At 69.8% G+C, this 21,054-nt stretch carries 24 protein-coding genes; 14 read left to right on the top strand and 10 right to left on the bottom strand.

Features of this window, described 5'->3' with window-relative positions; translation table 11 throughout:
* Nucleotides 1–328 precede the first annotated feature (328 nt).
* On the bottom strand, nucleotides 329–922 hold the full coding sequence (locus BLR41_RS04825; protein WP_092626727.1) for a SigE family RNA polymerase sigma factor: 594 nt from the start codon (nucleotides 920–922) through the stop codon (nucleotides 329–331).
* Between the two features lie 97 nt (nucleotides 923–1,019).
* Here BLR41_RS04825 and BLR41_RS04820 point away from each other — a divergent pair, with 97 nt between their 5' ends.
* From BLR41_RS04820 to BLR41_RS04810, 3 genes are all read left to right on the top strand, one after another.
* Nucleotides 1,020–1,301 (top strand): YciI family protein, encoded by a 282-nt coding sequence (locus BLR41_RS04820; RefSeq protein WP_092626726.1) that lies wholly within the window; start codon nucleotides 1,020–1,022, stop codon nucleotides 1,299–1,301.
* Between the two features lie 117 nt (nucleotides 1,302–1,418).
* On the top strand, nucleotides 1,419–1,829 hold the full coding sequence (locus tag BLR41_RS04815; protein ID WP_092626845.1) for a DUF3151 domain-containing protein: 411 nt from the start codon (nucleotides 1,419–1,421) through the stop codon (nucleotides 1,827–1,829).
* 224 nt (nucleotides 1,830–2,053) lie between these two features.
* Entirely contained in the window at nucleotides 2,054–3,181 is a 1,128-nt protein-coding gene (locus BLR41_RS04810) for an FUSC family protein (protein ID WP_092626844.1), read from the top strand.
* A 114-nt stretch (nucleotides 3,182–3,295) separates the two neighbouring features.
* Here BLR41_RS04810 and BLR41_RS04805 read toward each other — a convergent pair whose 3' ends face one another.
* On the bottom strand, nucleotides 3,296–3,952 hold the full coding sequence (locus BLR41_RS04805) for an HNH endonuclease family protein (RefSeq protein WP_092626724.1): 657 nt from the start codon (nucleotides 3,950–3,952) through the stop codon (nucleotides 3,296–3,298).
* 153 nt (nucleotides 3,953–4,105) lie between these two features.
* Nucleotides 4,106–4,810 carry a hypothetical protein gene (locus tag BLR41_RS04800; RefSeq protein WP_176797817.1) on the bottom strand — a complete coding sequence of 235 codons (705 nt, stop codon included), beginning with the start codon at nucleotides 4,808–4,810 and terminating at the stop codon, nucleotides 4,106–4,108.
* 145 nt (nucleotides 4,811–4,955) lie between these two features.
* On the opposite strand from BLR41_RS04800, the gene BLR41_RS04795 reads away from it, so the two are divergent.
* The gene (locus tag BLR41_RS04795; protein WP_092626722.1) at nucleotides 4,956–6,242 is read left to right on the top strand and encodes an adenylosuccinate synthase; all 1,287 of its coding nucleotides are present in this window, start codon (nucleotides 4,956–4,958) and stop codon (nucleotides 6,240–6,242) included.
* A 431-nt stretch (nucleotides 6,243–6,673) separates the two neighbouring features.
* Here the strand turns inward: BLR41_RS04795 and BLR41_RS04790 are convergent, their stop codons facing one another.
* Nucleotides 6,674–7,828 (bottom strand): glycerophosphodiester phosphodiesterase, encoded by a 1,155-nt coding sequence (locus tag BLR41_RS04790; protein ID WP_218119896.1) that lies wholly within the window; start codon nucleotides 7,826–7,828, stop codon nucleotides 6,674–6,676.
* Between the two features lie 155 nt (nucleotides 7,829–7,983).
* On the opposite strand from BLR41_RS04790, the gene purD reads away from it, so the two are divergent.
* A complete protein-coding gene (gene purD / locus BLR41_RS04785) occupies nucleotides 7,984–9,267 on the top strand; it encodes a phosphoribosylamine--glycine ligase (protein ID WP_092626720.1) in 1,284 nt (427 codons plus the stop codon).
* Between the two features lie 222 nt (nucleotides 9,268–9,489).
* Here the strand turns inward: purD and BLR41_RS04780 are convergent, their stop codons facing one another.
* A complete protein-coding gene (locus BLR41_RS04780; RefSeq protein WP_092626718.1) occupies nucleotides 9,490–9,876 on the bottom strand; it encodes a VOC family protein in 387 nt (128 codons plus the stop codon).
* Nucleotides 9,873–10,166 carry an ArsR/SmtB family transcription factor gene (locus BLR41_RS04775; protein WP_092626716.1) on the bottom strand — a complete coding sequence of 98 codons (294 nt, stop codon included), beginning with the start codon at nucleotides 10,164–10,166 and terminating at the stop codon, nucleotides 9,873–9,875. Before BLR41_RS04775 ends, BLR41_RS04780 begins: the two co-directional genes overlap by 4 nt.
* A gap of 225 nt (nucleotides 10,167–10,391) precedes the next feature.
* On the opposite strand from BLR41_RS04775, the gene BLR41_RS04770 reads away from it, so the two are divergent.
* On the top strand, nucleotides 10,392–10,595 hold the full coding sequence (locus BLR41_RS04770) for a hypothetical protein (RefSeq protein ID WP_092626714.1): 204 nt from the start codon (nucleotides 10,392–10,394) through the stop codon (nucleotides 10,593–10,595).
* Between the two features lie 84 nt (nucleotides 10,596–10,679).
* On the opposite strand, the gene BLR41_RS04765 is transcribed toward BLR41_RS04770, so the two are convergent.
* Together BLR41_RS04765 and BLR41_RS04760 are read right to left on the bottom strand one after the other, a co-directional pair.
* Nucleotides 10,680–11,330: an HAD-IA family hydrolase gene (locus BLR41_RS04765; RefSeq protein WP_092626712.1), complete on the bottom strand. Its 651-nt coding sequence runs from the start codon at nucleotides 11,328–11,330 to the stop codon at nucleotides 10,680–10,682.
* 18 nt (nucleotides 11,331–11,348) lie between these two features.
* Nucleotides 11,349–12,368, bottom strand: coding sequence for a threonine aldolase family protein (locus tag BLR41_RS04760; RefSeq protein WP_092626711.1), 1,020 nt, complete (start codon nucleotides 12,366–12,368; stop codon nucleotides 11,349–11,351).
* A gap of 168 nt (nucleotides 12,369–12,536) precedes the next feature.
* On the opposite strand from BLR41_RS04760, the gene BLR41_RS04755 reads away from it, so the two are divergent.
* The 7 genes from BLR41_RS04755 (at nucleotide 12,537) to BLR41_RS04725 (ending at nucleotide 18,815) form a co-directional block, all read left to right on the top strand.
* The gene (locus BLR41_RS04755; protein WP_092626710.1) at nucleotides 12,537–13,055 is read left to right on the top strand and encodes a SigE family RNA polymerase sigma factor; all 519 of its coding nucleotides are present in this window, start codon (nucleotides 12,537–12,539) and stop codon (nucleotides 13,053–13,055) included.
* Nucleotides 13,056–13,068: 13 nt separating this feature from the next.
* Nucleotides 13,069–13,752: a hypothetical protein gene (locus BLR41_RS04750; protein ID WP_092626708.1), complete on the top strand. Its 684-nt coding sequence runs from the start codon at nucleotides 13,069–13,071 to the stop codon at nucleotides 13,750–13,752.
* A 164-nt stretch (nucleotides 13,753–13,916) separates the two neighbouring features.
* The gene (locus tag BLR41_RS04745; protein ID WP_092626706.1) at nucleotides 13,917–14,240 is read left to right on the top strand and encodes a DMT family transporter; all 324 of its coding nucleotides are present in this window, start codon (nucleotides 13,917–13,919) and stop codon (nucleotides 14,238–14,240) included.
* Between the two features lie 203 nt (nucleotides 14,241–14,443).
* The gene (locus BLR41_RS04740) at nucleotides 14,444–15,031 is read left to right on the top strand and encodes a TetR/AcrR family transcriptional regulator (protein ID WP_092626705.1); all 588 of its coding nucleotides are present in this window, start codon (nucleotides 14,444–14,446) and stop codon (nucleotides 15,029–15,031) included.
* Nucleotides 15,032–15,206: 175 nt separating this feature from the next.
* Nucleotides 15,207–16,640 carry an adenylosuccinate lyase gene (gene purB / locus BLR41_RS04735; protein WP_092626703.1) on the top strand — a complete coding sequence of 478 codons (1,434 nt, stop codon included), beginning with the start codon at nucleotides 15,207–15,209 and terminating at the stop codon, nucleotides 16,638–16,640.
* A gap of 129 nt (nucleotides 16,641–16,769) precedes the next feature.
* Nucleotides 16,770–17,654, top strand: a complete 885-nt coding sequence (locus tag BLR41_RS04730; protein ID WP_092626702.1) for a phosphoribosylaminoimidazolesuccinocarboxamide synthase — start codon at nucleotides 16,770–16,772, stop codon at nucleotides 17,652–17,654.
* 402 nt (nucleotides 17,655–18,056) lie between these two features.
* Nucleotides 18,057–18,815, top strand: coding sequence for a polysaccharide deacetylase family protein (locus tag BLR41_RS04725; protein ID WP_143012995.1), 759 nt, complete (start codon nucleotides 18,057–18,059; stop codon nucleotides 18,813–18,815).
* A 25-nt stretch (nucleotides 18,816–18,840) separates the two neighbouring features.
* On the opposite strand, the gene BLR41_RS04720 is transcribed toward BLR41_RS04725, so the two are convergent.
* Nucleotides 18,841–19,476: an MBL fold metallo-hydrolase gene (locus BLR41_RS04720; RefSeq protein ID WP_092626699.1), complete on the bottom strand. Its 636-nt coding sequence runs from the start codon at nucleotides 19,474–19,476 to the stop codon at nucleotides 18,841–18,843.
* 93 nt (nucleotides 19,477–19,569) lie between these two features.
* A complete protein-coding gene (locus tag BLR41_RS04715) occupies nucleotides 19,570–20,244 on the bottom strand; it encodes a TetR/AcrR family transcriptional regulator (protein WP_092626698.1) in 675 nt (224 codons plus the stop codon).
* Nucleotides 20,245–20,339: 95 nt separating this feature from the next.
* On the opposite strand from BLR41_RS04715, the gene BLR41_RS04710 reads away from it, so the two are divergent.
* The gene (locus BLR41_RS04710; RefSeq protein WP_092626841.1) at nucleotides 20,340–20,930 is read left to right on the top strand and encodes an SCP2 sterol-binding domain-containing protein; all 591 of its coding nucleotides are present in this window, start codon (nucleotides 20,340–20,342) and stop codon (nucleotides 20,928–20,930) included.
* Nucleotides 20,931–21,054: the final 124 nt, after the last annotated feature.

Raw genomic sequence — 21,054 nt, 5'->3', positions numbered from 1 at the left:
TCTCGGGACGGCCGCCGGACGTCCGCGAAGGGGGTATCGCCAGGGAAGACCCCGACCCACCGGGCCAGGGCCAACGCCCCGCTGCAAGGCGACGGCTCAGGAACACATCCACACGTTTCCTGAACGGTGCGTAACCGAGACCGCCCCTACCGGGTGGCAGTACCGAAATCACCTACAAGGCCCGGATGCTCGCGGGGTCCCCACTTCCGCCCTCGCGAGAACGATCCCAGCGTGGTGCGGAGCGCCCCGAGGTCGGGGCCCGCGGCGCGAACCGGCGGGAGGTTCCGCCACCCGCGCCGCCGAACGAGCCGAGGTGTGGAACTTCCGGTCAGGCGTTGCCGAGCTGCTTCTGCAACGCCTCCAGAGCCCGGCTGGCCGTGGATTTCACCGTTCCCTTGGACACACCGGTCGCCTCGGCGATCTCACCCTCCGACATGTTTCCGTAGTAGCGCAGCACCAGCACCTCGCGCTGCCGCCGGGGCAGGTGTCCCAGCGCGGCCACGATCGCCTGATGCTCGCTGGAGAGCATCGCCAGCGACTCGGCGGAACGCGCATCGGGCTGGTGCGGCGGCTGGTACTCGCGTGCGGTCTTGCGTCGTCGCAGTACCGAGCGGCTGCCGTTGACCACTGCCGTGCGCAGGTAACCCACGGCGGCTTTGGAGTCCCGCAGCTGCGACCAGTTGCGATACAGCCCGGTGAACGCCTCCTGCACCACGTCCTCGGCGGTCGCCGGGTCGTCGACGAGCAGTATGGCGAGCCGCACCATCCGCATCTGCTGGTTGCGGTAGAGGTCCTCCAGTGTCAGTGGTGCCTGGGACTGAGCGTCCTGATCCTCCTGTTCGTCCGAGCCGTCCAGAGCACGTAGGTGGCCGAGCGTGCGCTCGACCGAGCGTTCCACTCCGCTGGTTCCGTCCCCGATCACGATTCAGCAAGGTACCGGCTCAGCCCCCGGTTCGTCTGCTTACCCGGTAACCTCCGCAAGAAACTTGTGACCAAAACATCGTCCGAAAGGGTGGGAAATGGCCACTTTTGTCGTGCACATCCGATACGGCGAGGACCGTGAACTGCTCGAACGTGTCCGCCCGGACCACCGGGAATACGCCAAGGCGCTGGCCGACCGCGGGGTACTGCTGGCCGGTGGTCCGTTCGTCGACGGTGACGGCGCGATGCTGGTCTACGAGGTTCCCGACCGCGCCGAACTCGACCGCGTCCTGGCCGAGGACCCCTACACAAAGGAGGGTGTCCTCAGTGAGACCACGGTGCGGGAGTGGAAGGCGGTCACCGGCAGCTGGCTCGGCTGATCGGAGATCCCGGTCGAGCACCCCGCACGGCGAGCTCCCGTCGGTCGGGCCCGGTTCGGCGCACCGGCGCCCGCGACCGGCGACCTCGCCCGGCCCGGCTGGCAGGATGAGGTCATGATGACGCGAGGAAACCTGCTGGAACCGCCGGAGACAATGCTGCCCGAGGACAGCGATGCGCAGGCGGAGCTCGACCGAGGGGACGACCCCGCCGACGTCGCGGCTCGGCACCCCACCTTCAGCGCCGCGTGGGCCCGGCTGGCCGAGCTCGCCCTGGAATCCGGGAGCCCCGTCGCCGCCTACGCGTACGCGCGCACCGGCTACCACCGTGGCCTGGACGCGCTGCGCAAGGCGGGCTGGAAGGGTTTCGGAGCCGTCCCGTGGCACCACCGCCCGAACCAGGGGGTGCTGCGTTCCGTGGCGATGTTGGCGAAGGCGGCCCGGGACATCGGCGAGGACGGGGAGTACCAGCGTTGCAGCCAACTGCTCGCCGACAGTGATCCGGCCTCCCTGGAGGCCAACGGGCTCTGAGCCGATCGGGCCGGGCCGCCCGAGCGGTCCGGCCGCCGGTCACGTCGCTGCCCGTCGGGGAGCGGTTCCGTCCTGCCGTAGCCGCTCACCGGCCGGGTGACCGTCGCGAGACATCGAATCGTGGTGTTCGGGAGCACTCCCCGAGCGGCCTCCGCCACGGGCACCTGCCGGGGACGTGCCCGGGCTGACCGGATCACGCCCCGTGATTGTCGCAGAATGACAGCGTGCAGCGATTTCGCCAGGAACTCCTCCGACGAACGCAGCGTCTGCTGCGGACCGGCATCCCGATCGTGCAGTGCGCGATCTCGGCCGGGATCGCCTGGTTGATCGCCCGACACCTGGTGGGTCACCCCGAGCCCTTCTTCGCGCCGATAGCGGGTGTGATCGCACTCGGCATCTCGCTGGGACAGCGGTTGCGCCGCGCCGCCGAGCTGGTCGTGGGGGTCAGTGTCGGTGTGGGAGTCGGCGACGTACTGATCTCCGTCATCGGAACGGGACCGTGGCAGATCGCGCTGGTGGTGGCGCTGGCCATGAGCACGGCCGTGCTGCTGGACGCGGGTGGCGTGATCGTCATGCAGGCCGCTTCGTCCTCGGTGCTCGTCGCCACCCTGCTACCGCCCGCCACGATGGGCGGGCTCAACCGCATGGTCGACGCCGCGATCGGCGGCGTGGTCGGTCTGATCGTGGCAGCGCTGCTGCCGCAGAACCCGCTCGCCGTGGCCCATCGCTACGGCAGGACGGTGCTCGGCTCGCTGGCCGACGCGCTGCGCGGCATCTCCGCCGCCATGGCGGGCGAGGACAGTGCCGCCGCCTCCGACGTGCTCGTCGCCGCGCGCAAGAGCCATCGCTCGGTCGAGGAACTGCGTTCCGCGCTGACCACCGGTGACGAGATAGCCAGATACGCCCCGATCCGCTGGCGCAACCGCAGGGAGCTGGAGCACTACCAGACCGCCGCCACCCCGGTCGATCGCGCGTTGCGCAACACCCGCGTGCTCGCCAGGCGCGCGCTGGCCGCGCTGCGCGACGAGGAACCGGTCCCCGACCCGGTACCGGGGATGTTGGAGGAACTGGCCGGGGTGGTGGTGTTGCTGCGGGACGAGCTCGCCGACGGCTCGGAACCGCTGCGCACCAGGGAAGCGGCCCGTTCGGTCGCGCGTCGCACCACGGTTCGACTGGTGTCCGAAACGGACTTCTCCATGCAGGTGGTGGTGCTGCAGATCCGTTCCATCACGGTGGACCTGCTGCAGGCCACGGGACTGAGCCGTTCCGAGGCGCTGAACAGCCTGCCCTCGCTGCACCCGGATTCCGGGGAGGACTCCGCCGAGGCTCCCTCCGACCGGAACCCGGAGTGACCCGCGTTCGCGCCACGGCCGCCCGTCGCTGCCCGAGGGCTTCGCTCCCGGAGCGGGAGGCCGCCGGAGGTTCCGCCCCGAGGAGCATCTCGCCACCCCGACGGGGAACTCCGCTCAGCAGCCGTCCAGCACACCGCGCAGCGCGGTCCGCTCGGCTTCGGTGACGCTCAGCTCCCAGTTGTGCTTGGTGCCGATCCAGGAGCTCGCGTACTCGCAGTGGAAACTCTCGTCCGGCGGTAGCCACTCGTCCGGGGTGTCGTCACCCTTGGACTGGTTGACGTTGTCGGTGACGGCGAGCAACTGCGGACCGGACAGGTCGTTGGCGAACCGTTCGCGCTTCTTTCGCGTCCAGTCGGAAGCCCCGGAACGCCACGCCGCGGCGAGCGGAACCATGTGATCTATGTCCAGTTCGGAGGGGTCGCTCCAGCTGCCGTCGTCGTAGGGGCTGTCCCAGGTCCCCGACGTGGGATAACAGTCCGAACCGGTTCGCACGTTCTCACCGTCGCGAATGAGCACCCGCTCCCGTACGTTGCAGTTCTCGCCCTCGGCCTCGTCCCAGTGCGGGAACTCGTCGCGGTCGTACCCGTCCATCGAGCCCTCCCGCGCCGTCCGGAGGTCGCCGAGCATCTCCTCCGCCCGTGCGGTGTCCGGTGCGCCCGGTGGCCCGGCGGTCGAGTCGGTTTCCTCCGTCGGGGTGAGGGTGGCGCATCCCAACACGACGAGGACGGGTAACACGGCTGTCGCCGTACGCAGCGTTCTTTCGACGGGCATGACTGCCTCCGGGACGAATCCGGCCGCGGGGCGGCCGTGGTGGGGTGTTGGAGCTCGTGAGGTGCGGAAGGTACCTGATCTCGGCGTACGGGTGTTGAGCCGGACCACGCAATCCCCCGTCCGATGCTCGTCTTCGGCGCGGGGAGCCGGGAGTCACGGGCGGGCGAGCAGCAGGTCCCGGGTGTGCCGATACCATGCACAGCGGTGCAGCGGCCTGGGATGCGCCACCCCGTCCCGGTGGACCGTGGTCTCCTCGAAACTGGCCTGCATCGCGCGACCACGTGCCGATTCGCGCCGCTGCCGCAGCAGCTTCCGGGTGGTCACCACGGTCATCAGGCCGGTCGTGACCGGCGCTGGCTGCGTGGCCAGCGGGTCGTCGGTGGGTTCGCTCAGCGGGGGCGCGTGCGGGTCGGGGAAGACCTCGACCGAGCGTGCCGAACCGTGCAGCATGCGCTGGTCGTCGCAGTACACCTGCCCGGTCATCGGTGCGATCGCGCCGCGTCCCAGCAGCACCCCGCCGGAGTCGTCCCTGATCAGCGGAGTGGCCCTCGCCGGGGCCGCCAGCGCCGTGTCGAACTCCCCGACCGGGAGGGACCACACCGAGCTCGCGGGGGAACGGGTGACCGGGACATAGCCCACGGACAACTCCGCTAGTAGATTCTTACGCAGCAGCCGCAGCACCACGGCGGCCAGATCCGCATCCGTACCGTGTACCACCACACGGCCCTCGGCCTCGAGCAGTAGCGGATCCACGTCGGTGCGTGACGGCTGGGGCGGCAGATCGAACCACCGCACGTCGGCCCGTGCCGGGCGTGCTTCGCGTTCGATGTTTCCGCAGGATAGTGCGGTGGTAGTCACGTTACGCTCCTGGTTTACCCTGATCGGTCGGCATTCGCAGGTGCCGGGCCTTCCTCGGTGTGGCGACGCACCCGTGGCCACCGACAGCGATGACCCGCCGTTACCAGTTGCACAGACCGTCTCCAGTGACAGGTTGGAGTTTCACATGCCGGCAATCGTGTTGATCGGCGCCCAGTGGGGTGACGAGGGAAAGGGTAAGGCGACCGACCTGCTCGGTGAGCAGGCGCAGTGGGTCGTCCGCTACCAGGGTGGCAACAACGCAGGTCACACGGTGGTTTTGCCGGACGGGCAGGACTTCGCGCTGAAACTGATCCCCTCGGGGATCCTCAGTCCCGAGGTGCACAACGTCATCGGTAACGGTGTGGTGGTCAGCCCGGAGGCCCTGCTCGAGGAGCTGGACGGGCTGGAGTCCCGCGGCGTGGACACCTCCAAGCTCTCGCTGTCGGCGGACGCGCACCTGGTGATGCCCTACCACGTGGCGATGGACCGGGTCACCGAGCGTTACCTCGGCAAGAAGCGCATCGGTACCACCGGTCGGGGAATCGGTCCCTGCTACCAGGACAAGGTCGCCCGGGTCGGGGTTCGGGCGCAGGACGTGCTGGACGAGAAGATCCTCCGCCAGAAGGTCGAGGCCGCCCTGGAGTACAAGAACCAGGTGCTGGTCAAGGTCTACAACAGGCGTGCGATGGACCCCGAGGAGGTCGTCGACACGGTGCTGGCGCAGGCCGAACGGTTCGCGGGCCGGGTAGCGGAGACGAAGCTGATGCTGGACCAGGCGCTCGGCCGGAACGAGACGGTGCTGCTGGAGGGGTCGCAGGGCACGCTGCTCGACGTGGACCACGGCACCTACCCGTTCGTCACCTCCTCCAACCCCACGGCCGGTGGTGCCTGTGCCGGAGCGGGGATCGGCCCGAGCCGGATCGACTCGGTGATCGGCATCATCAAGGCCTACACCACCCGGGTCGGGGCCGGTCCGTTCCCCACCGAGCTCACCGACGAGGCGGGCGAGAACCTCCGCAAGGTCGGCGGTGAGGTCGGGGTGAACACCGGCAGGGACCGCCGCACCGGCTGGTTCGACGCGGTGATCGCGCGCTACGCGACCAGGGTCAACGGCATCACCGACTACTTCCTGACCAAGCTGGACGTGCTCTCCGGACTGGAGACGGTGCCGGTCTGCGTGGCCTACGACGTGGACGGGATGCGCACCTCCGAGATGCCGATGACCCAGACCGGCGTGCACCACGCCGTGCCGGTCTACGAGGAGATGCCCGGTTGGCGCGAGGACATCAGCGGAGCGCGCGCCTTCGAGGACCTGCCTGCCAACGCCCGGGCCTACATCGAGCGGCTGGAGGAGCTCGCCCAGGCGCGGATCTCGGCGATCGGGGTCGGTCCCGGACGGGATCAGACCATCGTGCGCCACCAGATGGCATAGATACTTTCCTGGTTCCCCGGTTGCGTGGCGGTGCTGGTGGCGGAACCTCGCGCACGGCTCTCGCTCCGGGAGGCCCGACATCGGGTAGCGACCTACCCAACGTCGTGCCTTCCTCGCGAGAGCCGCACGCGAGAACCCGCGGCGGTGCCGGTGGGAGACGTGGCCGTAAGCGGCTGCGCCGCTTGGGCGTAGCTCGGGTTTTCGGTCCGCCCGGGGCCTCGGTCGCGGGACTGTGTGTCGCAGCGTGCGTGTCTCGAGCGCGGGAGTCGGATGCATTGCGAGGCCGGGCCGCTCGCCGCGTAGGTCGCTACTCAAGAGCCGGCCCACCGCTCCCGAGGCGCCGACTCACGTGCCGGCTACCCGACCACCGCGCCGGAGCGACCGGCCCGGGAAAACAGCGAGGCGCCCCGGAGCTTCCGCCGAGCGCCCAATTACGCCGAGTGAGCCTCCCACTCTTCTTTCGCGTGAAGGGCGAGATCGGGCTGATCGGCGAACACGGCATCCACGCCGGTGGCGAACAACTCCCGGAGGAAGCCGAACACGTCGCCGTAGGCGCCGTCCACGTCGGAGCTTCGGAACTCCGTGGGCAGGAAGGTGTTCTCGGCCCGCACCGTGTAGGTGACCACGCGCAGACCGGCCTCGTGGGCGTCGGCCACCAGGTTCGTCGGCTCGGTGAGGCGACCGCTCTTGTCCCTCGGCAGGATCATGGTCGTGACCGGCGCCACCCAGTCGGCGTACTCGGACATCTCGCGCAGTCCCTCCGGGGTGACCATGTCGGCGTACTGGCGCGGGTCACCGCTCTCGACGAAGTCCCGTGGCGCACCGCTGCTCCACACCAGCTGCACCAGATCGACGTGCAGCCGCCGGTCCAGCCATCGCAGATTGCCCACCTCGAAGGACTGCACCGCCACCTTCGCGTGCGGGTGGTTGAGTCCGTTGCGGTCGAGAGCCCGCACCACGCCGGGTTCCATGCCCAGTCCCACCGAGTGGAAGTAACTCGGGTGCTTGATCTCCGGTGCGATCCCGATCCGCCTGCCCAGCTCGCGGGACAGTTCCCGCTTGAGGTCGATGATCTCCTGGAAGGTCGGGATCTCGAATCGCCCGTCGAAGACGGTGTTGTGCTGTCTGAGCTCGGGAAGACGTTCGGTCGCCCGCAGCGTCTTGAGTTCGGCCAGGGTGAAGTCCTCGGTGAACCAGCCGGTCACCCGCTCCCCGTCGATGACCTTGGTCGTCCTGCGGTCCGCGAACTCGGGGTGCTCGGCCACGTCGGTGGTGCCGCTGATCTCGTTCTCGTGCCTGGCTACGAGCACTCCGTCCTTGGTGGGTACGAGGTCGGGCTCGATGTGGTCGGCGCCCATCCGCGCCGCCAGCTCGTAGGAGGCGAGGGTGTGTTCCGGGCGGTAACCCGGTGCCCCCCGGTGACCGAGGACCCGGATGGTCTCGTCCCCCTTCGGGTGTCGTTTCGCCTTCGAATGCTCCGGGGCGGCGGGGTCCGCTTCGGCGGTCGAGGAAACCCCCAGCACCGGCAGCGCCGCGAAGGCCAGCGTACAAAATACCGCGATCTCGCGTATCCGTTTCCGTGGCACGTGGACCTCTCCTGCTCGCGTATTCGTTCGGGGAGATCGTCGAGCATGGTCGCGCACCTCGCGGCGAACTCGGGGTGAACGATCGAGGTCGTGTCGGCCACTTCTCGGCGGGGGGCGAGGCGTGCGCGGTCCGGCCAAGCTTTACGCTGCGGGGCGTGCGCATCCTCGTGATTGGTGCAGGCGGCAGGGAACACGCGATCCTGCGGGCGCTCTCCCGCGACCCGGAGGTGACGGCCCTGGCGTGTGCCCCCGGCAACGCGGGCACCGCGACGATCGCCGAGTCGTACTCGGTGGATGTCGCCGCCCCTGATGAGATCGCCGAACTCGCGGTGAAGTGGCGAGCCGACCTGGTGGTGTTCGGCCCCGAGACCCCGCTGGTCGTGGGCGCGGCCGACGCGGTTCGAGCGGCGGGGATCCCCTGCTTCGGGCCGTCCAAGGCCGCGGCACGTATCGAGGGTTCGAAGGCCTTCGCCAAGGACGTGATGCTCTCGGCCGGTGTGCCGACCGCGCACAGCGAGACCGTGGACAACCCGGCGAAGCTGGACGCCGCGCTGGTCAACTTCGGCCCCACCTGGGTGGTCAAGGACGACGGGCTGGCGGGCGGCAAGGGAGTGCTCGTCACCAGGGACTTCGATGCCGCCCGGGCTCACGCCTTGAAGCTGCTGGATGACGGCCATCCGGTGCTGCTGGAGTCGTTCCTGGACGGCCCGGAGGCGTCGCTGCTGTGCCTGGTCGACGGCACCACGGTGCGTCCGTTGCTGCCCGCACAGGACTTCAAGCGGGTCGGGGACGGCGACGCGGGCCCCAACACCGGCGGGATGGGGGCCTACGCCCCGCTGCCATGGGCTCCGGAGGGAATGGTCGCCGAGGTCGTCGACACCGTCGTGCGCCCCACGGCGGAGGAGCTGGCACGGCGCGGTACTCCCTACTCCGGCCTGCTCTACGCCGGGCTGGCGCTGACCTCGAACGGTCCGCAGGTCATCGAGTTCAACTGCCGCTTCGGCGACCCCGAGACGCAGGCGATCCTGGCCATGCTTCGCACCCCGCTGGCGACCCTGCTCGCCGCCGTCGCCAACGGTGAACTGGCCGAGGCGCCCGAGCCCGAGTGGGAGCCCGGCGCCGCGGTGACCGTGATCCTGGCCGCCGAGGGCTACCCCGGAAGGCCCCGCGTCGACGACGTGATCGGCGGCAGCGACGGCCCCGGTGTGCTGCACTCCGGTACCCGCAGGAGAGAAGAGGACGGTGCCGTGCTCGCCGCTGGGGGGCGGGTGCTGTCGGTGGTGGCCACCGGGGAGGATCTGGAGTCCGCGCGTGCGGAGGTCTACCGGCGCGTGGAAGGTGTGCACCTGCCCGGTGCGCACTACCGCACCGACATCGCGGCGCGTGCCGCGCGCGGCGAGGTGGCCGTCCCCGAGAACAATGACCTCACCCGGAGTTAAGGACCGGCACTCGGTGCACTGTGCTCGGGTGGTGCTGTGGCGGAACCTCTGACACGGCTCTCGCTGCGGGGAGGCCCGACATCGGGTAGCGACCTACCCAACGTCGGGCCTTCCTCGCGAGAGCCGAACCAGAGAACCCGCGGCGGCGCCGGTTGCGGGAGTGGTGAGTTCGCGGCAGTGCCGACGTGCAGTGGTGGTTTCGGCCCTGGCCGGCCGGGCGTGTCAGTGATGTTGGGCGATCTGGATGAGGTTGCCGCAGGTGTCGTCCAGCACCGCCGTGGTGACCGGCCCCATGTCCACCGGTTCCTGGGTGAACCGCACCCCCAGCCGACTGAGCCGGTGGAACTCTGCCCGCACGTCGTCCACGGCGAAGGAGGTCGCCGGGATGCCGTCCTCGAGCAGTGCCGCCTTGTACGGCTTGACGGCGGGATGGGCGTCGGGTTCGAGCACCAGCTCGGTGCCCTCCGGTTCCTCCGGCGAGACCACGGTCAGCCAGCGGTGCTCGCCGAGTGGGACCTCGGTCTTCTTCACGAAACCCAGCACGTCGGTGTAGAAGCGCAGGGCCTTTTCCTGGTCGTCGACGAACACGCTGGCCAGGTGAATCTTCATCGGTTGTCCTCCGCTGCGTCGGTCCTGAGCCATCGGGTCACGAGGCGCTCGAGGGGTGCGGTGTTCAGGTCGTGGAACTTGTAGCGGCCCTGGCGCCGTGTTCGGATCAGCTCCGCGGCTTCCAGCACGGCGAGGTGCTGGCTGATCGCCTGGCGGGACATCCCCAGGCCGTGCTTGGTCGCGAGCCGGGCGCGGATCTCGAACAGGGATTGGCCGCTCCGGTCCGCCAGCTCGTCGAGGATGTGGCGACGTGTGGGGTCGGCCAGCGCCTTGAAGACGTCTTCGGGCACACCCCCACAATAGGCAAGTGACGGCTTGCCTGGCAACCCTAGGGGACATCGGGTTCGGCGTTTCGGGAGGAACTCCCCGGCAACCGAATCGAATGCCCCGGAAGTGGTTCACGGGCAGCGGAGTTGTGGGAAGCTGGAGTTGTTGGCTCCGGACCCGCGGTAGCCGTTACGCGATCGGTCTCCGCTCAGCAGCGGAGCCGTGCCCTCGTGGTGAGGTGAGCAGCGATGTGGTGGAAGGTAGTTCTCGGCCTGCTGGCGCTGTGGCTGGTGCTCTCGGTGGCCGGAGCCGTGATCGGCTTCGTGGTGAAGGGATTGTTCTGGCTCGCCGTGATCGGTGGTGCGTTGTTCCTGATCACAGCCGCCGTCGGCTGGGCCAAGCGGGACAGCCGCCAGGTCGGCGGCAGGGATCGCGGTCGGCAGCTCCGCTGAGACCACCGCTTGCCGCCGGGTGTGCGGCGGCGTTCGGATCCCGGAGCGGCTCCGGTGAGTTCCGAGGTCCTGCGTGTTCCCGCCTCAGTCGTCGTTCGCGGCGGGCAGCACTCCGCGCGAGCGGAGCACTTCCCGTGCGTGCTCGGGCCCCTGCCAACGCCGAGCGTGCAGCCCCGCCGCACGGGCCGCCGCCACGTTGGGCTCGCGGTCGTCGAAGAACAGGCAGCGCTCGGGTGACGCGTCGATCCGTTCCAGCAGCACGCGCCAGATCTCCTCGTCGGGCTTGGCCATGCCCAGATCGGCGGAGAACACCACTTGGTGGAAGTGCTCCGCCCACCGCGTGCGTTCGGCTTCCCGCGCGAACGAGCCCGGCGCGTTGGACAGCAGCGCGAGTGGGGTGCCGGAGGCGGTCAGCTCCCGCAACAGCAGCAGTGTTCCAGGATCGGTCTCGGACCAGCCCGCCACATCGAGCCGGGTCAGTTCTCGGGACAGCCGCTCGTCCACGCTCGTACCCAGCCGGGCGGCGACCGCGCTCCAGTACTCGTGATCGTCGCAGCCGCGGTCGTACGCCTCGCGCTCGGCGAAGTAGGCCGCGCTCACGCTGTGCAGCGCGGCGCCGTCCATCCCCAACTCGGCCGTGATCCGCGGCAGTGCGCTGGTGGGTTTGCTGATCACCTCACCGTAGTCGAAGACGACCCAGCAAGGCCGCTCGCTTCCGGTTCCGCTCGTTCCCATCGCTTTCCCCTCCGCTGGTCAGTCCGCTTTCCCGATCCGGCGCAGCACCTCGTCGATGTCGCCGGAGTCGACGTCGCGGTGCGTCACGAAACGCACCCGCCCGGCCATCGGGACCGCGAGCACCCCGGCCTTTCGCAGCCGCTCCAGACTGTGACCGACGTCGGGAACGGTGGCCAGCACCATGTTCGTCCGCGGCGAATTGACGTGCCAGCCCAGCTCGGTCAGCCCTTCCGCGAGTCGGGCGGCGTTGTCGTGGTCGGTGCGTAGCCGCTCGGTGTCCTCCAGCGCCACCAGACCGGCGGCGGCGATCACGCCGCCCTGCCGGACCCCGCCGCCGAGCATCTTGCGCATCCGGCGGGCCTCGGTGACGAATTCGGTGGTGCCCCCCACAGCCGAACCGACCGGCGCCCCGAGCCCCTTGCTCAGGCATGTCTGCACCGTGTCCACCCCGACCGTCAGCGCCGCGGGCTTCACCCCCAGCGCGACCGCGGCGTTGAACAGGCGCGCCCCGTCCAGGTGGATCGCCAGACCGTTGTCGCGCGCCGCGGCCACCAGCTGCGCGTGCTCCTCCGGCGGGATCGCGGCTCCGCCCGACTCGTTGTGGGTGTTCTCCAGGCACAGCAGGCTGTCGCGCAGCGAGTCGTACCCCGCGCTTCCCCCGGTGACGGAGCGCACCAGCCCGGCGCTGGGTCTGCCCGGTCCCGCGTCCCAGTCCAGCGGTTCGGGCATCCCGCCCGCCAGCCATGCCGCGGATCCCAGCTCGTGGGTCAGCACGTGTGCCCCGCGCGGCGCCAGGAACCGGTCGCCGCGCCGCAGGTGCAGCGAGAGCGCGATCAGGTTCCCCATGGTGCCGCTGGGGACCCACAGGGCGTCCTCGGTGCCCAGGACCTCAGCGACGCGGCGTTCGAGCTTTCGCATGGTGGGATCCCGGTCCAGCACGTCGTCGCCGACTTCCGCGGCGGCCATCGCCGTGGTCATCCGCTCGTCGGGACGAGTCACCGTGTCGGAGCGTAGATCGATCGGGGCTGTTTGGGTCACGAAAGGATCACACCATATTCGGCCCGGTGAGCGGTATCGGGTACGCGGGCCTGCGGGTTCGTCGACTTCCACCGGGGGTGTGGTGATCGCGCCTCACCGGCGTGCAACCTTGAACGTTGGACGTTCCGTCCTGGTACGTGTTGGCACGCAACGAGCGGAGGCTTCCGCGTGGAGCAACGCGAGGAGCAGGAGTTCGCGGAGTACTTCGCGGCTCGGCGAGAGGCGGTGCGTCGAATGGCGTACATGATGTGCGGGGACTGGCACCGAGCGGACGACCTGACGCAGAACGCGTTCATAGCGGTCCACCGCAGGTGGCGCAAGATCCGCGACAAGGAGGCGCTGGACGCCTACGTGCGCCGCACCCTCACCCGTGCGGTGATCGACGACTCGCGCCGCCCCTGGCGTCGGGAGCGCGCCGTGGACGAGCTGCCCGAGCACTCGGCGGACCGGGTCGACATGGACGACTCGGTCGTCACCCGTCGGACGCTGCTCGCGGGGCTGCGGCTGGTTCCGCCGAAACAGCGGGCGGTGCTGGTGCTGCGTTATCTGGAGGGACTCGATGTCGCCGGTGTCGCCGAGGTCATGAAGTGCAGCGAGGGCAACGTGAAGAGCCAGACGGCCCGAGGGTTGGAGGCGCTGCGTGCCGCCCTCGGTGATTCGCTCGGTGATCTGCGGTCGATGTCGTGAGGAGGTGTAGGCAGTGCGAGAGCACGAACTCGCGGAACTGTTCCGCGACGCGGCCGATTCCGCCCCCGAAGCGACCTTCGACGCGGGGGACATCGCCAAGGCGTCGCGGCGTGTGACGGCGCGGCGCAGAGTCGGCGCCGCCGGGGGGTCGCTGCTGGCGCTGGCCGTGGTGGCGGGCGGTGTCGGTTTCGGAACGGGCTGGATCGATCCGCGATCGTCCCACCGGTCCGATACCGCTTCCACCGGTGTCTCGGAGCGCACGAGCGAACCCGCTCCCAGGGTGGGCACCGGACAGCAGGAGCCCACGGTGCTGTCCGCGCCGGGCGACCGCTCCGCGGGCTGCGGTCCACCCGACCCCGAGCTGGCCGACGCCCTTTCCGAGCAGTTACCCGCCGTGAGCGACGCCAGCGCGCCCGTGGCGGCCCAGCGGTGTCCCCCCGGCGCGCGCACCGCGTCGTTCCAGCTGCGCACCGAACGGAGCAACGGCAACGTGACCGTGATCCTGGGGTCGGCGTCCTCGGCTCCCTCCGAAGGGTCGGTCGAACCGCGACGCCGGGGCGACGACGGGGTGCAGGTGGCCGTGCGCACCGGCAGCGGACGCGAGCTGATCCTGCGCAGCAGTTCCGACTCCAGTGGTCCACCGCCCTACGAGGGCGAGCTGACCGGGATGGCCCGGCGGCTCGCGGGCGAACTCTGACCCGAGCCGTTCCCGGATCCGTCGAGTCCCGGATCCGTCGAGTCCCGGATCCGTCGAGTCGTGGTGGTGTCGCACACCAGAATGGTACGTCCGTACCACTCTACGGGTAGTCTTCCCGGCGTGAGCGTGGTTCGTATCGCCGACCGTGGGAGGGCGTGCTCGTTATGGCTTGGCTGGTGCTGCTGTTCTCCGGAGTACTCGAAGCCGGTTGGGCGATCTCGCTCAAGCTCTCGGAGGGCTTCAGCAGGCTGGTTCCCAGCATGGCCTTCCTGGTGCTCGCCGCGGGCAGTTTCGCGGGGCTGGCGTGGGCGATGCGTCTGCTGCCGGTCGGCCCCGCCTACGCGGTGTGGACGGGCGTCGGCGCTGCGCTGACCGCCGCGATCGGCATGATCTGGCTCGGCGACGCCGTTTCGGTGCTCAAGATCGTTTCGATCGTGCTGATCATCGCCGGGGTGCTCGGCCTCAACCTGGCGGGCGTCGGGCACTGAGTCCGGTGGAACGATCCACCGCCTGGGCGGCTGTAGGAACCGGGTCTCCGGAAGACCGGGTCTCCGGAAGACCGGGTCTCCGGAAGCGGGGGCGGGGACTTCCCGGTCGTGGGCGGGACTTCCGGTCGTGGGTGGGGCGGACACCGCGAGAGCCTCGCCTCACGTCCCCCAGTCGAGTGGGCAGGGTGGCTAGGATCGACGCGATGACGGCGGCGAGTACCCCGAAAGGTGAACGGCGGCGGCAGCTGCTCGTGGTCGCGGCGGCGGAACTGCTCTCCGAGGGCGGCTTCGCGGCGATCCGGCACCGCGCGGTGGCCGAGCGCGCCCGGCTGCCGCTCGCCGCCACCACCTACTACTTCGACTCGCTGGAGGAGCTGATCACCGCTGCGGTGCGCCACGAGGCCGAGGAGGAACTCGCGGCGGGCAGGCGCAGGCTGGAGGAGCTGGCCGAGCGGCGGCTCGGCACCGAGGAGGTCGTCGAGCTGGTGCTGGACCTGCTGCTGGGCACGGACTCGCGTGACGGCGGCACCGAGTCCGTGCTGCTGCGGTACGAGCGGCTGGTGGGTTCGCCGAGACGGCCCTACCTCGCCGAGTCGATGCGCGATCTGCACTCGCGGTTGCACGAGTTGCTCGCCGAGATCTTCCGCCGCTCCGACGCGGACATCGGCCACGAGCGGATGTTGGAACTCATCGCGCTGGTCGACGGTGCGGTGGTCAACGCCCTCATCGAGAGCGACCCCGATCCCAGGGGAGCCGCCCGGCGGATGCTGCGCGCCCAACTGCTCCGGTGATCCTTCCCGACCTCCCGCGCGGCGATTGCGCGAGAAATCGAGGCCACTCTGGGCCGCAGCGCCGTGCCCTGCCGTTTCCTCCCGGGCGGCCCGGCGATTTCGCGAGAAATCGCGACCCGACCGCACCGGGGCCGCCCGGCGCGTTCCTCCGTTGGTGGAAGTATCCTCACCACTCGTGACGGACAAGCCCAGCATTCCCGACCCGCTCGCCTCCCGCTACGCCTCGTCCGAGCTGGTCCGGCTCTGGTCGCCGGAGCACAAGATCGTGCTGGAGCGCAAGCTCTGGCTGGCCGTGCTGCGGGCGCAGGCCGAACTCGGCGTCGAGGTCCCGGACGGCGTGGTCGAGGACTACGAGCGGGTGCTGGAACAGGTCGATCTCGACTCCATCGCGGAGCGGGAGCGCGTCACCCGGCACGACGTCAAGGCGCGGATCGAGGAGTTCAACGCGCTCGCCGGGCACGAGCAGATCCACAAGGGCATGACCTCGCGCGATCTGACCGAGAACGTCGAACAGCTCCAGATCCGCCGCAGCCTGGAACACGTGCGCGACCGCACCGTGGCGGTACTCGCCCGGCTCGGGCAGCTCGCCACCGAGAACGGCGAGCTGGTCATGGCGGGCCGTTCGCACAACGTGGCCGCCCAGGCCACCACCCTCGGCAAGCGGTTCGCCACGGCGGCCGACGAGATGATCGTGGCCTTCCGGCGGCTGGAGGACCTGCTGGCGCGGTACCCGCTGCGCGGCATCAAGGGACCCGTCGGCACGTCCCAGGACGCGCTGGACCTGCTCGACGGTGACCAGGAGAAGCTCGCCCAGCTGGAACGCAGGGTCGCCGGGCATCTCGGCTTCGGCAAGGTGCTGGGCAGCGTCGGCCAGGTCTATCCGCGCTCGCTGGACTTCGAGGTGCTGACCACCCTTTCCCAGCTGGCCGCCGCGCCCGCCAGCCTGGCCAAGACCATCCGGCTGATGGCCGGCCAGGAGCTGGTCACCGAGGGTTTCAAGCCGGGGCAGGTCGGTTCCAGCGCGATGCCGCACAAGATGAACGCCCGCTCCTGCGAGCGCGTCAACGGACTCGCCGTGGTGCTGCGGGGCTACGTCTCCATGTCGGGCGAGCTGGCCGGGGACCAGTGGAACGAGGGGGACGTCTCCTGCTCGGTGGTGCGGCGCGTGGCGCTGCCCGATGCGTTCTTCGCGTTCGACGGGCTGCTGGAGACGCTGCTGACCGTGCTCGACGAGTTCGGCGCCTTCCCGGCCGTGATCGCGCGTGAACTGGACCGCTACCTGCCGTTCCTGGCCACCACCAAGGTGCTCATGGCAGCGGTGCGGGAAGGGGTGGGCAGGGAGACCGCCCACGAGGCCATCAAGGAGAACGCCGTCGCCGTCGCACTGGACATGCGCGAGCGCGGGCTGGAGCGCAACGACCTGCTCGACCGGCTGGCGGCCGACGAGCGGCTGCCGCTGGACCGCGAGCGGCTCGGGCAGCTGCTCTCCGATCCGCTGGAGTTCACCGGGGCCGCCGCGAACCAGGTACGCGAGGTGACCGAGGAGATCGGCGAGATCACCGGCCGCCACCCGGAGGCCGCGGCCTACGCCCCCGCCCCGATCCTCTGAGGCGCCGTTTCCTGGGGGCGAGCGGCGATTTCTCTCGAAATCGCCGCTCGCCCCCTCGGTCCCGCGTACTCTGCCGCGACGGCGGCCCGTCGGCCCGCCGATCGTTCGGGTGAGGCAGAATTCCGAACCGTGGTCGCGCTTTCCGAATACCGCCCGGTGGCAGCGGGCAAGGTCCGTGAGCTCTACGAGGTCGACGACGAGCACCTGCTGATGGTCGCCTCCGACCGTGTTTCCGCCTACGATCACGTGTTGGAGACGCCGATCCCGGACAAGGGCCGGGTACTGACCGCCATGAGCGTGTTCTGGTTCGAACTGCTCGGTGATCTGATCGACTCGCACCTCGTCGCCGCCGACGACCCGCGCATCCCGGACGAGGTGCGCGGCCGGGCGCTGCTGGTGCGCAAGCTGGACATGCTGCCCGTCGAGTGCGTGGCACGCGGCTATCTGAGCGGCTCCGGGCTGGCCGAGTACCGCGAGACCGGCAGTGTCTGCGGGGTACCACTGCCCGACGGCCTCACCGAGGCCTCCCGACTGCCGGAGCCGATCTTCACACCGGCCACCAAGGCGGAACTGGGCGAGCACGACGAGAACGTGACCCTGGACGCGGTGGCCGCCACCGTCGGGCGGGAGCGTGCCGAGCAGCTGCGGGACACAACGTTGCGGATCTACGAGCGCGCCGCCGAGCACGCCCGGACGCGCGGCGTGATCCTGGCCGACACCAAGTTCGAGTTCGGCCTCGCCGCCGACGGCACGCTGGTGCTCGGTGACGAGGTGCTGACCCCGGACTCCTCGCGGTACTGGCCCGCCGACGAGTACGCGCCCGGCAGGTCGCAGCCCTCCTTCGACAAGCAGTACGTGCGGGACTGGCTGACCTCGCCGGAATCCGGTTGGGACCGCGCCTCCGACGTGCCGCCGCCCCCGCTGCCCGACGAGGTGGTCGCGGCGACCAGGGCGCGCTACGTGGAGGCGTACGAGCGGATCACCGGACGTGATCTCACCGACTGGCCCGATTGAGGGGTCGTCGGCTCGGTTCGCGTAGCTGGTGCCGTGGCGGAACCTCTCGCACGGCGCTCCCTCCGGGAGACCCGACATCGGGTAGCGACCTACCCAACGTCGGGCCTTCCTCGCGAGAGCCGCACGTGAGAACCCGCGGCGGTGCCGATTGCGAGGGTGGTCGGAGTTCTGGCTGCGAGGATGGTGGGGGTTCGGCACCGCGTCGAAGCGGCGCGGCGATTTCGCGAGAAATCGACGCCGCGCCGGTGCTGCCGGACCGCTCCGAACGGTAGCGACAGGCACCGGACACCGTCCGGGTGCGTTGGCTCGGTGAATCCCGCTGGGCGGGTTTCTCCGAGAGGTCATGTCGGTTTCATTCGTCGGTCACCGGCACGACGATCCGGTCTGGCGCCATGAAGCACCGTGAGTACGCGACTCGTGGTCTCGTTGTACGGCATCCGCGGCGAGCAGGACCTCGTACGCTGCGCCAGCTTCGCCGCTCGGCTGGACCGGCTGCGTGCCGGGTTGTCGGTGTTCGTCCCCGCCTCGCTGCTGACCGGCTCGGCCGTGACCGACTGGTTGCGGGAGCGCCTGGCCTCGGGTGACGCCCTGGTGCTGCACGGCCTCGAACCGCCCCGTTCGAACCGGATTCGCGGCCGCCACGACGACCGTCGTCGCCCCCGACACGAGGCCGGGCTGCGGCTGACCGCGGTGAACGCGGTTCTCGAAGCGGCCGGGCTCGGCTCCGAGACGTTCGCTCCGCTGGGTGGCCGGGCCTCTACGGGCACCCTGGCGGCGCTGCGAGCCGCGGGCTTCGGGGCCTGCGTCGAGCCGGAGGTGCTGCGGGACCTGCGCACCGGGCGGGTACGACGCAGCAGGGTAGGAACACTGACGGGCTTCCGTAGCGAGTCGGCACGCTGCCGAGGGCTGCGTTCGATGGCCGAACGGGAGATCCGTGCTCGGCCGGGACGTGCCTGGCCGGGACTGGTCAGGCTCGCGATCTCCGCCGAGGATCTGGGGCATCCCGCCCGTCGCGCGGCGGTGCACGACGCCATCGACCTCGCGCTGCTGCACGGAGCCGTCCCGGCGACCTACCCAGAGCTGGTCGCACCGCCGCCCGCACCGCCGTATTCGGCTCCGACGGTGCGCGGCACCCCGAACCCGGACCCGCTGACCAGTTGATCAGCGGGTCCGGGGTGTGGTGCGCTCAAAGGCTGGTCGGTTCGCCCCGGTTGAGCACGGTCACGGTGGTTCCCTCCGGCCCGAGCCGTTCGAACATGCCGTAGTGCATCTGCGGCATGGACAGCACCGCCTCGTGGATCGGCACCGCCACGCGGGGTTTCATCGCCCGCAGGAAGTCCACTGCCTCGGAGAGCTTCAGCCAGGGCGCCCCGGTGGGCAACCCGAGCACGTCGACGTGCTGCGCCGGGACGTGGAAGGAGTCGCCGGGGTGGTAGAAGGCGCCGTGCTCGACCAAGTAGCCGATGTTGGCGATGCGCGGGATGTCCGGGTGGATCACCGCGTGCTGGCCGCCGACGACGTTGATCGCCACCCCGGCGAGCTCGAACGCGTCATCGGGGCGGGCCGTCTCGGCCTCGATTCCGTTCTCGGAGAGCTTGGCCGCGGACTCGGTGTCGGCGACCAGCCGCGCGTTCGGGTTGTTGCGCAGCACGTCCGGCAGCCGCTCCAGATCCAGGTGGTCGGGGTGCTGGTGGGTAAGCAGCACCGCGTCGAGGTCGCGCAGCGCCTCGAAGTCGTGGGAGAACGTCCCCGGGTCGATCAGCAGTCTCGCCGTCGAGGTCTCGACGAGGACGCAGGCGTGGCCGTAGTGGGTCAAGCGCAAGGTTGCCTCCGTGTGTTCGTGTCGGTTGTGGGTATCGCGGTGATCGAGTGGCCGCGTGCCGACCGTGCCGGTGACCGTGCGGCCGTGGTCGCGTCAGGAGGGTTTCCAGCGGCGTCCCTGCACCATGTCGCCGAATCCCATCCACACCAGGTTCATCAGGCGCATCGACAGCGCGTCGGCGGTGTACTCCGGATGGTCCGCCCACCAGTCGAGCATCGACTCGCCCGCTCCCACCAGCGCGGCGGCGAACGGTTGCATCTGCTCGAGCTGCACCGGTTGTTCGCTGCTTCCTCCGGCGCGGGCCAGCAGTTCGGCGACCATGTCCATCGCGCGGTCGCGCCACTCGGAGAGCTCGGAGGTGAAGGGCTGCCCCTGCACACTCGCCTGCCGGTGCAGGACGGTCCAGCTGTCGCGGTTGTCGTTGACGTACTCGAAGAACGCGTGCAACCCGCGCCAGAGCTGTTCGTCCGGTTTCAGATCCGTGTCCACCGCCTGGCTGATCGACTCGATCAGCCGGTTCGCCTCCCGCCGGATGCAGGCCACGAAGAGTTCGTCCTTGGCGCCGAGGTAGGCGTAGATCATGGGTTTCGAGATCCCGGCCACGTCGGAGATCTCGTCCATCGCCGCCTCGTGGTAGCCGTACTTGGCGAACACCTTCACGGCGGCGTCGAGGATCTGGCGCTCGCGCACCTGCCGGGGCAGGCGTCTGGAGCGGGGCTTGGCGGTGGTTCCGGACGGGTCCGTCCGGTTGTCTCTCGCGTCCTGCACTCTTGGCACGGTAGAACAGTGTCGATCAGGGGGTTGTATTGCCGGTCTATCTACCCGGGAGTAGTCTTACTCGTGAGTAGGTAATGGAGGGCAGCATGTCGGAATCCGACCCCATCGCCGCGTTGGCGGCCACCGATCCGAAGCAGGTCAGCAGGGAGGAGTTCGTCCGTCTGCTGGCGGCGGCCTCCGAGCTGGCCGCGGCCGACACCGAAGTCGATCTCAGTTCGCTGGAGCCGCAGCAGTTCGCCAGGCTGATCTCCCGCGCCTCGGACGAGCAGCTGCGGGACGTCATGGACCGCCCGGAGCTGGCAGAGCGGATCCTCGACGAGCTGTTCCGCCGCATGGGCGAGCACTACCGCTCCGACAAGGCCAAGAGCACCGAGGCCGTGGTGCGCTGGCGTATCAACCTCGACGGTTCCACCTCGCAGGGCTCGCCCGACTCCGATGACGACGAGACCGGGGTGCTGCGCTACGAGTGCGTGCTGTCCGACGGCACCTGCACCGTGAGCAAAACCCCGGAGCACGAGCCCAGGGCCACCGTGATGCTCGGCCCGGTGGAGCTGCTCAAGCTCGCCTCGAGCAACGCCTCGGCGCCCATGCTGTTCATGTCCGGCAAGCTCAAGGTGGCTGGGGACGTCGGCTTCGCCGCCGGGCTGACCAAGCTCTTCCAGATCCCGAAGGCCTGATCCGAACGAGCCCGGCGCTCCCGATTTTCGGGCGTCCCGACGTTTCCGACGCCCCGGATGCCCCGGCGATCCGCGTGCGGGCTCCCCACCGCCACACGCGTCCACCGCGGAGAGCCAAGACGCC

The organism is Actinopolyspora mzabensis, assembly GCF_900101095.1.
Classification (GTDB): Bacteria; Actinomycetota; Actinomycetes; order Mycobacteriales; family Pseudonocardiaceae; genus Actinopolyspora; species Actinopolyspora mzabensis.
Note: the sequence above shows the minus strand (reverse complement) of the source record. Positions and strands in the feature narration are given on the sequence as shown.

Coding starts and splice junctions, on each gene's coding strand:
- BLR41_RS04795 (WP_092626722.1), top strand. CDS start 4,956: ATGCCGGCAATCGTGTTGATCGGCGCCCAGTGGGGTGACGAGGGAAAG.
- BLR41_RS04740 (WP_092626705.1), top strand. CDS start 14,444: ATGACGGCGGCGAGTACCCCGAAAGGTGAACGGCGGCGGCAGCTGCTC.
- BLR41_RS04765 (WP_092626712.1), bottom strand. CDS start 11,330: ATGGGAACGAGCGGAACCGGAAGCGAGCGGCCTTGCTGGGTCGTCTTC.
- BLR41_RS04780 (WP_092626718.1), bottom strand. CDS start 9,876: ATGAAGATTCACCTGGCCAGCGTGTTCGTCGACGACCAGGAAAAGGCC.
- BLR41_RS04710 (WP_092626841.1), top strand. CDS start 20,340: ATGTCGGAATCCGACCCCATCGCCGCGTTGGCGGCCACCGATCCGAAG.
- BLR41_RS04805 (WP_092626724.1), bottom strand. CDS start 3,952: ATGCCCGTCGAAAGAACGCTGCGTACGGCGACAGCCGTGTTACCCGTC.
- BLR41_RS04820 (WP_092626726.1), top strand. CDS start 1,020: ATGGCCACTTTTGTCGTGCACATCCGATACGGCGAGGACCGTGAACTG.
- BLR41_RS04770 (WP_092626714.1), top strand. CDS start 10,392: ATGTGGTGGAAGGTAGTTCTCGGCCTGCTGGCGCTGTGGCTGGTGCTC.
- BLR41_RS04745 (WP_092626706.1), top strand. CDS start 13,917: ATGGCTTGGCTGGTGCTGCTGTTCTCCGGAGTACTCGAAGCCGGTTGG.
- BLR41_RS04815 (WP_092626845.1), top strand. CDS start 1,419: ATGACGCGAGGAAACCTGCTGGAACCGCCGGAGACAATGCTGCCCGAG.